We start from the raw sequence: 13,219 nt of genomic DNA, 5'->3' as shown, positions 1-13,219 counted from the left end.
CCTTTTCGTTTAACATAAGACACCGCGCTTTCCAAATAAAGTTACCTATATTATACCAGATTAACGCAGTGTCGTGTGAAATAAAGACTTTTTCAACAGTCTGAAAAACAGCAACTACTGCATCGGGATAGGCCGCTACGGCATAATATGCGAGAAATTAAGTGTCATTTATCCAACTGCTGCCCCAACAAAGTCTGTTCCTTCATCAGCAAGTGGATGAAATCCACCTATTATCCGGCCGCTGCTTAGAGCCATACAAAAAGGAGGATCGCCGCCCCCGGCAATCCTCCCCACTCAATTCATCCCCACTAATCCAACGCTACACCCAAACCTCATTCGCCGTCTCAATCACCAGCCGCAGCTTATCCCACTGCTCTTCTTCCGTCAAAATATTGCCTTCCTCCGTGGAGGCGAAACCGCATTGTGTGCTTAGGCATAGCTTGTTGATGTCTACGTATTGTGCAGCTTCTTCAATACGCGCGATGAGCTGCTCCTTGCTCTCCAGGCCACCATGCTTGGTTGTCACCAGTCCCAGTACAACGAATTGGTCCCGGATGAAGCGCAGCGGCTCGAAGTCGCCGGAGCGTTCATTGTCGTATTCGAGGAAGAACGCGTCCACGTTCGTATTCGAGAAAAGCTCCTCGGCGACCGGCCCGTACCCGCCGGCGGCGAACCAGGTGGAGCGGAGATTGCCCCGGCATACATGCAGGGCAATGGTCATGTCCGCCGGGCGGCCGGCAATGCTCTCGTTGATCAGCCGGACGTAATCTTTTGCCAGCTTATCCGGGTCAACGCCCCTGCTGCGCAGATGAGCACGATGTCTGCCGCTGCACAGCGTCCCCCAGGTGGTATCGTCCAGCTGCAGATAACGGCAGCCGGCATCATAGAAGGCCTGAATCGCCGTCCGGTACACCTGAATGATGTCTCCGTACAGCGTTTCGGTATCGGAATAAATCTCGTTTCCGTTATACTCCTGCACGAAATGGAACAAAGAGGGGGAAGGAATCGTCATTTTGGCCAGCGTCTCTCCGGCCATTTGCTGCAAGGTGCGGAATTCCTCGACCATAGGATGGTCTCCGAAGGCGATTTTACCGGTAATTCTAAAGCTCTCAGCGCGGTTCAGCTGTTCTTTGGTAGCGCCGGGAGTACCGCCAAGAGTGATCTTGCCTGTCCCCTCGATCCCGAGGAAGAAGTCCAGATGCCACCAGGAACGGCGGAATTCACCGTCGGTCACAGCCTTCAGCCCAAGCGCCTTCTCCTGCTGAAGCAGCTTGCCAATCTCAATATTCTCAATCTCCGCCAACTGTCCCGCAGTTAGTTCACCTTCTGCATGCAGGCTGCGCGCATTCTTGATCTCCTCTGTACGCAGGAAGCTCCCGACAATGTCGTAGCGGAAGGGTGGTGCGTTTCTAGTCGATCCGATAACTGGACTGCTCATACGTCCCTCCTGCTCTTATAGTAAGAAAGATTCAAGCTCGAAAACATTACCCGACACCAGATCATTCAGAATATCGATATATGTAGACATAATCTCACTCGGTTTGCGGTCCTTATGGGCAATCCAGCCGACTGAGAACACTTCCTTGCTGTCAAAAGGAATCGTGATCAGCCCGGCGTCGTCAACCTCAGAGGCCATAATCCCGGTCCCTACGGTATACGAATCGCTTCCGAGCAGCAAATGAGTCAGCGTGGCCCGGTCGGTCACCTTAATATTCTTCTCAATCTGCGTGAAGCTAAGCATCTCCTCCGAGAAATGCAGCGAATTGTTATCCCCCTGCTCAAAAGTAATGTAAGGATATGGATGAATGTCCTCCGCCGTGATCCACTCTTTTGCAGCCAATACATGCCCTGCCCGCACATAGACATGCGGATTCGTATTGAACAGCGGAGTGAACTTCAGGTTCCCGTCACTGAACAGCTTGTTCATGATCTTATAGTTGCTCTCATTGATATACAGAATCCCAATGTCGCTGCGCAGGGTACGCACATCCTCGATGATCTCATAGGTCTGCTTCTCTCTCAGGCTGAAATTGTATTCCTGCACCTTGCTCTCCTTCATCAGCTTCACAAAAGCATCCGTAACAAACGCATAATGCTGTGTAGATACCGAGAAATAGATCGGGCTGCGCTTCTTGCCGGTATAGCGGTTCTCCATGAATTCGGTCTGCTCAATAATCTGCCGGGCGTAGCCCAGGAATTCCATGCCTTCCGCAGAGATACTGATCCCCCGGTTATTCCGTTCAAAAATCGTGATGCCAAGCTCGCTCTCCAGCTCCTTGATAGCATTCGAGAGGCTGGGCTGCGACACAAATAACCGTTTGGCCGCTTCATTCATAGAACCGCTGTTCGCAATCTCAATCGCGTAGCGGAGCTGCTGCAAAGTCAAACCTTTTCCCCCTCCGATCAAGGACTTCACCTGGCAGGTTCAGCAAAATAAGAATTTACTTGTTATCCTAGCACACCTGCCGCGTCTGATCTACTATAGATTATTGAAGCAGGCTGCCTAGCGGATGTTACTGGCTGCGCTTCTTGCCTGCGTCGATCTTAGACGGGTCCAGCCCTTCCCAGATATTCTTGATCTTCGCGTTCTCGGGGTCATCGAATACCAGGAATGCTGTTGGCAAGTAACGCTCCCCATACTGCGAAGAGGGCTTGTTGACAATCTCATTGTCCTTCACCAGCACCGTCGAAGATCCCCCGTCCAGATTGGCCGCGATGACCGCACCATGCTTCAGCATGATCTGCTGCACATCATACAGGTTCGCCCCGATGCTGTAGCCCGGCTGCCGTCCGTCAATGACTACGAAGATGAGCGCACCGTCCTCCCGTTGGCCCATTGCTGTTCTTGGCGCGATGCCCCAGCCTTCGGCGGCATTCTTAATCTGGCCTTTACCGTTCACAATAATCCGTGGCTGAAAAGAAACCGCCTCCTGCACCCCCATCTTGCTGAGCTGATCCAGAGTGTAGTTACCGGCGACCATTTTGCCTTCCTTATCGATGCCGACAATCTGCGTGGATTTCTTGCCGCCCAGTCCATTGTAGAACAGCTTCCCTTGCGAGATCACCAGCCCGATCGGCTTGAAGCCATTGCCCTTCCAGTTCGGGTCGGCGAAGCCGCCGCCGTTGACCCCGGCGATAGCCCCCGTCCGTGCCACCATGCTGGATACCTTTTCTCCGGAGCCGATTTTGCCCGGTACACCCAGGCGTACCTTCTTGGGGTCGTTCACAATCATGACATAGCCGCTATAGCCGCTGCCCGTGACTTCTTCAATCTGGACGAGCGGTGTATGCTCAGCTTCCTTTACAGGCTCAGGCTTGATCTCATGGGTATCAACCTCGTCGCCCATCTCCTCGAAGCGCTTGGTATAATCACTGACGCGGTGCTTCAGTTCCTCTTCGCCGATAATATATTTGGCCCAGTGCCGGTGTTGAGTTGTAATCAGCGTATCTGCGATCAGGAAGCGCGTATTCTTGGCCGACGGTGCGAAATAGAGCCAGCCTCCGGCTGCTATAACTAGAATGAAACAGACCATGAACACCCTGAAGAGTGTACGGAAGAAACCTCTTTTCTTGCGCTTCGGCGCTGGCTTCTTCTTCTTGCGGACAGTAGAACGTTGTGGTAAAGAGCTCACTTCTGAAATCCTCCCTAACATACTGATAATGGTTAAGTCTACAAACTCACAACTTCCATGATAGACGAAATCTCTGATTTAAAAGTTTCAGTTTGTTTAACTCTGTCCAGAAACTGTAAACTAGTAAAGTTGCTTCTAATTTATGGTAGAGTGAAGTTATATCCTAAGCATAAGGATACAAAGGAAAAGAGGAGCTTGAATGCAGTAGCTCAGGGCGGACTATATCAGGATTTAGAGTGGTTGCAGCACGTGAAAAGAGTTTGTTCCTCATGTTCGCCGCTTGAGTTATCTTTGAATGCTCCGATAAGTATAGGAGATTCTGTCATAGGTTTAGGCGTTCGTTCGCAGCATTTATCAGAGTTACATAACAGAGTTGTAAGAGCCGTTTCACCGTCACCAGAGCTTATCGCCCGTTATTTTGAGCTGGACAGCTACCTTCCTCACCTAACCTTAGGACAAACCGGCTGGGGTATGAACGGCTCTGAATTAATAGAGATGCAAGCACTCGCACGAACAGAATTAAAACCATTTCGTAATATAAGGAGGGTTATAATGAACGATTTTCTAACTGAATTTGAACAACGGATTCGCGAGGGCTTTGTGGCTGACCTTGAAGCTATTTTAGAGGAAGTAGCACATGAGAAGGTATATGTCTGTGCAGTCGGGACGGATAGCGACTTTGTCACTCTGTTCCTTGCTGTCAATACAGAGCAATCACTTGCCAGACATATTGCCGATATGACAAGTGAAGGCTTATGTGATGATGCTGAAACAGAGCTTTATTACAAATGGGGAATTTCCGAATTTCAATATGGAGAGCATTCGCATTTCAATCATATCAGCCGTTTTTTATATGCAGAGGATAATGTATACCAATATAAAGATGAAATGGTCAAAATCATTGCCAAGGTTGTTAATGAAACCAAGGAAGATTTATTCACAAAATATAATCAAACCAAAGAGGACATTACCTTCTTTGTATCCATGACCGACGATGGGCTGGCTGAGGAATTAGAGAATGAATCGGTGGCGCTTATGACAAATCCTCAATGGGTTCCTGACTTTTTGGCACGCTATGATGCTGAAATCTAAAAAAACCTAATAGCGGCAGCCCGGACATTAATATCCCTGACTACCGCTATAGTAATGGTAATTCGTGCTCTACCTTGATTTTGTCAAGTATAGCGTAAGCTCATCATCCACCCGAACCTGGCTTCCAGGAACAGCGGGCAGGTTGTCATACATGAGTCCCCGGCCATCCGGAATGTAGCCGCGTTTGGTCTACAGCCGTTGTGCAGTACCGTAGCTGGCATACAGTCCAAACCCAATTCCAATCGTATCGAATGTAGCGAACACTTCTGCTTCGAGGGCTTCCATCAGCACATTCCCTATGCCGCGTTTTCGTAAGGTAGAGATCACATCGAGATTCTGAATTTCTGGAATATGATTTTCTGCAAAATAAGGATAGTTTGAGGTATACACGATATGTCCCCAGCCTGCAAACTCATCCTCACGAAAGGCTACGAGCGTAAGCCGCTTCTCCCCTTCGTTTTCCTTCCAACACTGTTCAATATACGCTAACGGTTTGCTGACATCATGCGGGGCCAGCCCTTCATGTATCCATGTAATGTCCTCGGACTTCATCCGGCGGACCCTTATAGAAGTACTCATAAAGTCAATCATTCCTTTCCAGTTGCACTGTGCTTTTGAAAAAAAGCCGCGCATCTCTGCACGGCTTCCCCCACTTGTCCATTCTGTGCGTGTTGCACTTCAGCATGTGGACGAACAACTCCTAACCCTTAACGGGTTAGAGTGCCAGGCTCACCCGTGTCTGCCCACACCGCCACCGCTGCTTGCACTGCCGCCGCCCCCGGAGTTGCTATCATCGTCGTCATCGTTGGAGGAATACCGGCCGGCTCCCCCGCCGCCGGAGGACCCGCCACCGCCATGATTTCTGTCATCATCATCATCGTCGTCACGCGAGGAATACCGCCCCGCTCCCCCTCCGCTCGAAGAACCACCGCCCCCGAAGTTACTGCCCCAGAAGCTGCTGGAGCTGGATGAGCTGCTCCCCGAGGAGGAGTGATGGTGCGGCCGCCGGTATCTTCTTCTCTGGCTGTAGCCATAACCAGGCTGGCCGGTCCAGACGCCGTAGCGCCGGATATTGCGCGGGTTATGCGGATTTATCCGTGTCCCGTAACGGGCAACATAACGGTTGCGCGAAGCAGCCGCGAGACTGATTAGTGCGACAAGAACCAGGAAAATCCCGAGAATCATCATCCCCTTCGATCTGGAGACAGGCACCAGCTCCACTGGTTCCTTCGCTGTCACAGGTGCTTTGCTGACGGTGGAGGCTGCTGCGGATGCGGAGCTGCCTGCGGCTTTTCCCGAAGCAGCATCTGCCCGGGCCAGGAAGAAGCTGTAGAAGGCATTCGCTGTCCCCGTTGCGCCGCCTGCGTAATCTTTTGCCGCAAATTTTGGCTCCAGCACCGTATTCAGAATCCCGCTGATCCGGTCATTCGTCAGCACTCTGTCGATCGACTTGCCCTGTAGCACATGATAGTTATCCCCGCCGATATCGAGCACCAGCATCACATCCCTGGGTCCGGCTGCAACACCGGCGAACTTCGCATAGGTGTAATCCTGCAGGCTTTTGCCGCCAGTATTCTTAACAGTTACAACATAGATTCCGCTCCCGGTGGTAGCCGCGTAACGGTTGCTAGACTGGTTCAGATAATCCTTGGTGACTTGCGGGAGGACGCCGGCATTGTCCGAGACATAGCTTCGGGTGCCTAGTGTTTCCGAGTAGCTTCCGCCGAGCTTCTGAATGAAGGAGCCATAGGTTTTATTAGCACCGGCGCTATACTTCTTGGCAGCGAAGTCCGGCTCCAGCGATGCCGAGAGAATCTTCGAGATTACACCACTGTTCAGCTCAGTCTCCAGTCCTTTGCCGGGAACGGCCCAGTAATCATCGTCCTTAATGGAGAGCAGCAGCAGCAGTCCATTGTTCTTATCCGCCGAGCCGACTCCCCATGAATTGAACAGCGAGGTCGCATATTTCTCCATAGAGACGCCGTTCGTCGAATTCACCGTAACCAGCACTACCTGCGCCCCGGTCTCCTGATAGAGCTTCACCCCATAGTTGACCATGTAATTCTCGGTCTTCTCATCAATTACGTTCGCAAAGTCATTCACATAGAATGATTCTGAATGTTTCGGAACAGCAGCCTCCGCCCGCCCGGGTGCCAGCGGCAGCAGAAGCACAATCATCAGGATGGCGGTAAGTGCTGCTTGTATACTTTTACGATTCATAGTTACCCCTCCGGCTTCTCAAATCTCTTCTATTACTATATCGGTTACGCACAGGATGGACGTATAGTTCCATCTCTCTTATGTGTATGTCCGAATCTAGCAAATATTCGAAAGAGACCGCCGGGCCCTTTACTCGTTGTTGAACCGGTCCGGGTGAGAGCCGAAGCGCTGATCGCGGTTCAGGCCGTTGATCCGGCTGATCTCCCCTTCTGACAGCTCGAAGTCAAAAATATCGGCATTCGCAATAATCCGCTCCTCCTTGACCGACTTCGGAATCGTCACGATTCCGTTCTGCAGATCCCAGCGCAGGATGACCTGCGGCAGTGTTTTGTTGTGTCGGGCTGCAATATCGGCCAGGACCTCATTATCCAGCAGATGCCCTTGGGCCAGCGGTGCCCAAGCTTCAATCTGAATGCCCTGTGCCTTGCAATATTCGCGGAGCTCAAGCTGGTTAAGCAGCGGATGCAGCTCCACCTGGTTGACCATCGGCTTAACGGCGGCATCTGCCAGCAGATCCTCCAGATGATCGATCTGGAAGTTGGATACCCCGATGGCACGGACTTTACCGTCCGCATACAGCTTCTCAAGAGCACGCCAGGTGTCTTTGTATTTGGCCCGGATCGGCCAGTGTACCAGATACAGATCGGCATAATCCAGTCCCAGCTTGCTTAAGCTCTGGTCAAATGCAGCCAGCGTAGAATCATAGCCCTGCTCTGTATTCCATACCTTGGTGGTGATGAACAGCTCCTCACGCGCAACTCCCGATTCACGGATAGCCTGTCCGACCCCTTCTTCATTTCCATATACGGATGCGGTATCAATACTTCTATAACCGGCCTTGATGGCTGCTTTGACCGAATCAATAACCTCCTGGCCCTCTTGTACCTTGAAGACGCCCAGCCCGAACCATGGCATTTCTACACCGTTAGCTAATTTCGTTGCCGATTTAAGATTCATCATGATCATACTACCACCTGTCTATTGGATTTGTTTTGTTAGCTTATCTAGAATAATGAAGCAGGGATCAGCTTGCGCCCGCCTTTGATCAGGGTCGAATCCAGGGCATCCCCTTTATCTCCGCCAAAATACAGCTGCCAATACACGCCGAAGCGGATGCTGACATCATTCTTGACCAGCTCCGGCGGCGTGACGATCAGCCACTGGAACTTCAGCGCCTTCGAGATCTCGAAGACCGGATCAAGCACGTTATTCGAGACCATCTCACCGAACGGGTTATCGTACAGGAAGACCGTCCAGCCTTTATTTTCCCGGTTAACACGCTTATGGGTCATAATCATCATCGCCACCAGCAGCTGAACCGACTGGCGCTGTCCGCCGCTGCCTACCGCCTCATCCAGCGCGCCGCGGTTGATGACCTCCCAATCGGAATAATGATAGTCCTCGGGAGCGGCATACAGGAAGTAATTCTCCGTCACCGGCTTATACACCTGCAACACCGGGAAGCGGTTCTGCAACGCCGCGTACACCATGCGTCCATCGTTAATCAGCTCTCTGACGGCTGAAGCCGGAACCTGCTCCATCTTCGGGAACCGCTCCAGCAGGCTGCTGATGCAGCGGTTGAAGTATTCGCTGACCAGCGGTTCGATGTCATCGGTCGTTCGTGGAACATTAATATTCTTGTAATTCAGCTTAACCAGCGGGAAGGCATGGCCGTTCTCATTGTGAATGATCATCCGGCGTTCCATCCGCTTCAGAATATCAACGATTTGCACCACACGCTTGGCTGCCCGGCCTACCCACAGCTTGCGGGACAGCTCCATATCCTCTTTATCGCTGCGGATGCTCTCCATCTGATCACGCGAGCTCTGAAGCATGGAATCCAGTACCTGCAAGGCGATAGCGAAATCATCCCAGTGAACATTGTTCAGGCGTTCCTGAATCTTGGTCTCAAGCTCCGCATTCCAGCCGGACTTGGCCACCTTTCCGCTTAGCTCAGTCTTCTCTTCCTTCACCTTGCGGGAGATATCTGCCCGCTGGCTGCGGCTCTCCTTGCTGCGCTGCAGCCAATCCTCCACCAGCGTCTCGCAGCTCTCCCGTACATTCAGCTGCAATTCTTCCGGCACCTCCCGGAGCGGCACACGGTTCTCGACATGGGTATCCATGATCCGGCTCTGATTGCCCAGAATGAGCAGCCATTGATCCATGGCAGCCAGCGCCTGCTTACTGGTATTCAGCAGATGCTCATTCTCCCGGACCCGCAGACTGATCTCTTCCTCCTTCTGTTCCAGCGACTCATGCCACAGCTCTACCGTCCGTTCGTGCTTCTCCTTGATCGCCTTCTCGGACTTGCCCAGCTCTTTGCGCAGGCTGTCAAGCTCGGTCTGGCAGCGGATGAAGGAATCACGGAGCTGTTGGTAGTCCTCGTCCAGAATCATCGTGTCGCTCTTCTGGCGGACTCTGGCGGACTGAATCATATCCGGTGACTCCTGCGGCTCGGGGGCAGACGGCCATCTAGCATCTACCTGCTGCACAGCAGCCTCCAGCTCGCCCAGTTGTTCTCTGGCTGCTTTGATCTGGGCTGTTCTTGTGCGGATCTCCAGCTCATTCTGGCTTAGCGACTGTTGAAGACTCTCAACCGTACTGAGCAACTGCAGCAGCTTGTCCTGTACCGTCTCATTTAGTACTTCATCGGCAGCAGCTTCATCTGCCTTAGCATCCGCCTCAGCATCAGCACCCTGAACCTTCGCACCCGCAGATTCACCGGGGAACTCTATATCCGGGAACCAGTTCTGCAGCCGCGGGAATACGGAATAACGGGCATCCCCGATCCATTTCTCGCGCTGTAAGGCCAGGCTGTCCATCTCCGCCTTCAGCCGGGTGAGTTGCTGATCCTTAACTGTAATCTCTTTGCTCAAATTATTCTTCTGCTCCACAGACTTTTGCTTGTCTGTATAGTTCAGCTCGTGCTTCCGGCTCCGCTCACTCCACTCCCGCAGAGCCGCCTCCCGGGTCTCCTGCTCGGACTTATCCGCTTCACAAGCCGACAGGTCTCTGGAAAATCCAGCCAGAACCTCATCATAGCGTGCCTGTTCTGCGTTCATTTCATTCAGCTGGCTGCGAAGCTCCTGCAGCAGGGTCTCCGCACTCTTCTGTCTGCTCCGCAGACTTACGGTATGCTCGCCCTGATGCAGACGTTCATATTCCTGCCGGGCGGATCTCAGCTTGGCGAGATACGCTTCCTCCGCCTGAAGCTCCTCCTCCTGCTCGCGGAGTCTGGAGGCCATCCCCCGCTTCCACTCCTGAAAATGATCCGGCTGCAATATCATCTGCGGCCCTTGATGCGCCAGCAGCAGGAAGGCGTCTCTACCGCCCTCCGCCATCTCCTCGCGCACGAAGATCGGAACCGGAGCCTTAAGCAGAAGCTCTTTAAGCAGCTCCGGCTGCAGCTTAGCCGCTTCACGCTTCGTGACAATCAGGCCGTAAGGAAGCAGCGGATGGCGTTCCAGCTCCTCCTCGCGGACCAGATAAGGCTGATCGTTCAGATACATGGTGCCGGTCATGGAACTAATCTTGAGGGCATCCAGCCTATCCTTCACCGTTACAATATCATGGTTAGGCAGCCAGTAGGCTTCCTGCTGCAGCTCAACATCCAGCAGTTGCTGATAATAATCCCGCCGCAGCCGCTTCGTCTGCTGCTCGGTATCCTCCAGCCTGCGGATGAACCGCTCCTGGATTAGAGGCTTCGCTTCGAATAGAGCTGTCGCGCCTAAGCGCTGATGCTCCTCGTACATCTCCAGCAGCACTACGAGCTGTGACCAGAGCTGTGATTCCTTGTTCATCTGCGCTTCGATTCGCCCGGTCAGCTCCTCTGCCTGAGCTTCGGCCCCCAGCAGCTTCTCAGCCAGCCGGGTATACTGCGTATGCAGGAGCAGCTTCTGGTCTTCAGCGGTCTTGCGCTGTTCGTTCAAGGCATCAATCTGCTCAGCCAGTCCTCTGACCGCAATCAGCGTACGCTGAAGAGCGGCTCCCGGTGAGTGGGCGGCTTCCTGCCCGTGGCGGGAAGCGAACTCGCCCAGATCCTCTGTATACTGACGGATCATGGCTGTTAATTCCTGCAGCTTCCCATCCAGCCTGCCAAGCTCAAGCAGTAATTCCTCTCTGCCCTTGCGCAGAATCTGCTCTTCCGCTGCATGGGACTGCTGCTGTCCGCTGTAGAAGAGGCTTTTCGCCTGCCATAGCCGGTATACCTGCTCCCACTGTACCCGCAGCTCCTGCTTGGCGCCTTGAATTACCTCTTGGCGTTCCTTCATCGCAAGCGACCCTTCGATGGCTTCAATCTCCTTCTGCCACTGCTCCATCTGACGGAGCTGTAGCTTGCGCCGGGCCAGATAATGGGCGACCTCCAGCGACTTCTCTCTCTGCTTCGATTCTTCCAGACGCTGCTTGGCCCGTGTCTGATTGTCCGAGACCACTCTGAAGTGCTCCTGCTTGCCGTCATGCTCTTCCTTCAGCCGCAGATAATTCAGATTATCGCTCTCGAATCTGAGCGTCTTCGCTTCCAGATAATGTCCGGCCTGCTCTTCCGCCTTTCTGCGGCGCTTGTCTTCCGCCTGCTTCAGTTCATCATGAATAACGGTATAGAGCTGTGCTCCTAGCCGCTCGGTCTCCCGGAAGCTGAGGTCCGCCTCCGTTCCGAGTTTCACCGCTTCATACAAAGGAGCCGCTAGAGAGGTGAACTCGGCAAAAGCCCGCTCACGCTGCTCCAGCATTGGCAGCCGCTGTGCAACCGTAGCGGTATCCACGAACATCCGCTGAAGCAAGCCTTCATCCTCGCCCAGGCTCCCCCCCATACTGGAACCGATCTCCGGGATAATCAGCCGCTCGAAGAGATTATGATTGGTGAAGGCGTCATTTTTCTGGAAATAGCCCTTGATGCCGCCCTCTTCACCGTTGATTCTGCGCATATTACGCCATTCTTCGATATGGATATCATGGTCAGCCAGGTAGGCATAGTATTTCTTCAGATCGGAGCTGCTGCTGCCGTAGACGTTAATCTCACCCCGCCGCTCCCGCACAAACTGCTGAATCGCTTCGAAGCTCGCGGGACTGTTCAGCTCATGATCATATAAGGGCAGGGTGGAGAGTGTAAGCTCAGCCGTCTCCTCATATTTCAGCAGCGCGTACAGCAGATAATCCACTTTGATCTCAAGCTGGTCCATGGAATGTTGGGCAGTCATCGCGATCCCGGTGGTGATATACTCCGTCCGTTCCTTATCGTCGAGCCGCCATTCGATGGCTACATGGAAGGTGTAGGGCTTCAGCTGTTTTTTGTGATTATGAAAAAAAGCCTCCACCTGGTTCTCATTATTCTTGCCCCATGCGGCTCTAGGCATCAGCAATTGGAAAATCGATTGCAGCAGAACACCCTTCCCCCCGCCGTTCATCAGCGTAATCAGGGTATTGGCCGGGCCTTCTTCATTACACATATCGAGGATCATATCCTCATATTTCTTCAGCATCTTCTCGTATTTGAGTCCGGCGATGCGGATTCGCTCAATGCGCGGCATGGGCTTCACCCTCCTGTCCGCTGAGTGTGCGGCCAACCAGAGCCTTCAGCTCTTTGTACCGGTCCACATCGTGGTAGAGATAACGCATCCGCTCGTACAGCTCTTCACGGGGGAATATCCGCTTCTCATTCTCGGAGATGAACACCAGATGCTCTTCCTCCAGCAGCTTCATGCCTTCATGAATCAGACCGATCCGTGAACCGGCTCCCCGGCTGAGCGAATCGCCTTCCTCCTGGCTCTTGGTCTGCATGTAGAGGCTGGTCCACACCTTGTGCATCGCCTGGATATCCAGGCGCCACTGCTTGCTAAAGCTGCCCTCCTCATCCATCCCAACCCAGGTCTGGAACAGCTCGGATACCTGATCCGACAACTGAATATAGGACATGCTGTCCTGTCCCGGCTTGAAGTGCTGCTCATCCTGATCCATCTCCGCCAGGAAGACAAGGATAATAACGTTAATGATATGCAGATGTGTCTTGCGCTCAATCCGTGAATATTTATTGCGCAGCTGAGTGAAGTTACTGGCGAATCCGGAGCCGATCGGACTCACGAGCAGGTGCAGGCGGTGACCGGAATTCATAATCCGGCAGCCGGCTTCTTTGGCTACATATTGCAGGGCATCATAAGCAGCTGTATCCTGCAGACATTCGGCAGCAGCGGGATCATCCAGCGGCATCACCTTGCGGCGAAGCAGGTCGAAGAACAGCCGCGATGCCTGCTGAACTTGCTCTAAGGAATAACTCATAT

The 13,219-nt window shown here is 53.0% G+C and carries 9 protein-coding genes; 1 reads left to right on the top strand and 8 read right to left on the bottom strand.

Going from position 1 to position 13,219, the window contains the following annotated elements:
- Nucleotides 1-319: 319 nt before the first annotated feature.
- The 3 genes from ACFSX3_RS12355 to ACFSX3_RS12345 all read right to left on the bottom strand — a co-directional run bounded on the left by ACFSX3_RS12355 (nucleotide 320) and on the right by ACFSX3_RS12345 (nucleotide 3,653).
- Nucleotides 320-1,438 carry a 5-methyltetrahydropteroyltriglutamate--homocysteine S-methyltransferase gene (locus ACFSX3_RS12355; protein ID WP_209986347.1) on the bottom strand — a complete coding sequence of 373 codons (1,119 nt, stop codon included), beginning with the start codon at nucleotides 1,436-1,438 and terminating at the stop codon, nucleotides 320-322.
- Between the two features lie 15 nt (nucleotides 1,439-1,453).
- Nucleotides 1,454-2,386 carry a LysR family transcriptional regulator gene (locus tag ACFSX3_RS12350; protein ID WP_209986344.1) on the bottom strand — a complete coding sequence of 311 codons (933 nt, stop codon included), beginning with the start codon at nucleotides 2,384-2,386 and terminating at the stop codon, nucleotides 1,454-1,456.
- A 127-nt stretch (nucleotides 2,387-2,513) separates the two neighbouring features.
- A complete protein-coding gene (locus ACFSX3_RS12345) occupies nucleotides 2,514-3,653 on the bottom strand; it encodes a phosphodiester glycosidase family protein (RefSeq protein ID WP_209986343.1) in 1,140 nt (379 codons plus the stop codon).
- Nucleotides 3,654-3,827: 174 nt separating this feature from the next.
- Between ACFSX3_RS12345 and ACFSX3_RS12340 the strand changes: the two genes are divergently transcribed.
- Nucleotides 3,828-4,724 carry a DUF4303 domain-containing protein gene (locus ACFSX3_RS12340; protein ID WP_209986340.1) on the top strand — a complete coding sequence of 299 codons (897 nt, stop codon included), beginning with the start codon at nucleotides 3,828-3,830 and terminating at the stop codon, nucleotides 4,722-4,724.
- 189 nt (nucleotides 4,725-4,913) lie between these two features.
- On the opposite strand, the gene ACFSX3_RS12335 is transcribed toward ACFSX3_RS12340, so the two are convergent.
- The 5 genes from ACFSX3_RS12335 to ACFSX3_RS12315 all read right to left on the bottom strand — a co-directional run bounded on the left by ACFSX3_RS12335 (nucleotide 4,914) and on the right by ACFSX3_RS12315 (nucleotide 13,217).
- Entirely contained in the window at nucleotides 4,914-5,303 is a 390-nt protein-coding gene (locus ACFSX3_RS12335) for a GNAT family N-acetyltransferase (RefSeq protein WP_209986336.1), read from the bottom strand.
- A 150-nt stretch (nucleotides 5,304-5,453) separates the two neighbouring features.
- Nucleotides 5,454-6,944 (bottom strand): TPM domain-containing protein, encoded by a 1,491-nt coding sequence (locus tag ACFSX3_RS12330; protein ID WP_209986333.1) that lies wholly within the window; start codon nucleotides 6,942-6,944, stop codon nucleotides 5,454-5,456.
- A gap of 129 nt (nucleotides 6,945-7,073) precedes the next feature.
- Nucleotides 7,074-7,904 carry an aldo/keto reductase gene (locus ACFSX3_RS12325; protein ID WP_379256623.1) on the bottom strand — a complete coding sequence of 277 codons (831 nt, stop codon included), beginning with the start codon at nucleotides 7,902-7,904 and terminating at the stop codon, nucleotides 7,074-7,076.
- Nucleotides 7,905-7,948: 44 nt separating this feature from the next.
- Nucleotides 7,949-12,472, bottom strand: a complete 4,524-nt coding sequence (locus ACFSX3_RS12320) for a hypothetical protein (RefSeq protein WP_209986330.1) — start codon at nucleotides 12,470-12,472, stop codon at nucleotides 7,949-7,951.
- Nucleotides 12,459-13,217, bottom strand: coding sequence for a DUF6063 family protein (locus tag ACFSX3_RS12315; RefSeq protein WP_209986327.1), 759 nt, complete (start codon nucleotides 13,215-13,217; stop codon nucleotides 12,459-12,461). The genes ACFSX3_RS12320 and ACFSX3_RS12315 overlap by 14 nt, the downstream gene beginning before the upstream one ends.
- Nucleotides 13,218-13,219: the final 2 nt, after the last annotated feature.

Origin of the sequence: Paenibacillus rhizoplanae (genome assembly GCF_042684125.1) — a bacterium.
In the GTDB taxonomy this organism is placed as follows: Bacteria; Bacillota; Bacilli; order Paenibacillales; family Paenibacillaceae; genus Paenibacillus_AQ; species Paenibacillus_AQ rhizoplanae.
This window is presented reverse-complemented; position numbering and strand designations above follow the sequence as displayed.

What these genes read in the sequence shown, in the direction of transcription:
- ACFSX3_RS12335 (WP_209986336.1), bottom strand. Translation starts at nt 5,303, where the DNA reads ATGAGTACTTCTATAAGGGTCCGCCGGATGAAGTCCGAGGACATTACA.
- ACFSX3_RS12345 (WP_209986343.1), bottom strand. Translation starts at nt 3,653, where the DNA reads ATGTTAGGGAGGATTTCAGAAGTGAGCTCTTTACCACAACGTTCTACT.
- ACFSX3_RS12330 (WP_209986333.1), bottom strand. Translation starts at nt 6,944, where the DNA reads ATGAATCGTAAAAGTATACAAGCAGCACTTACCGCCATCCTGATGATT.
- ACFSX3_RS12320 (WP_209986330.1), bottom strand. Translation starts at nt 12,472, where the DNA reads ATGCCGCGCATTGAGCGAATCCGCATCGCCGGACTCAAATACGAGAAG.
- ACFSX3_RS12325 (WP_379256623.1), bottom strand. Translation starts at nt 7,904, where the DNA reads ATGATGAATCTTAAATCGGCAACGAAATTAGCTAACGGTGTAGAAATG.
- ACFSX3_RS12315 (WP_209986327.1), bottom strand. Translation starts at nt 13,217, where the DNA reads ATGAGTTATTCCTTAGAGCAAGTTCAGCAGGCATCGCGGCTGTTCTTC.
- ACFSX3_RS12355 (WP_209986347.1), bottom strand. Translation starts at nt 1,438, where the DNA reads ATGAGCAGTCCAGTTATCGGATCGACTAGAAACGCACCACCCTTCCGC.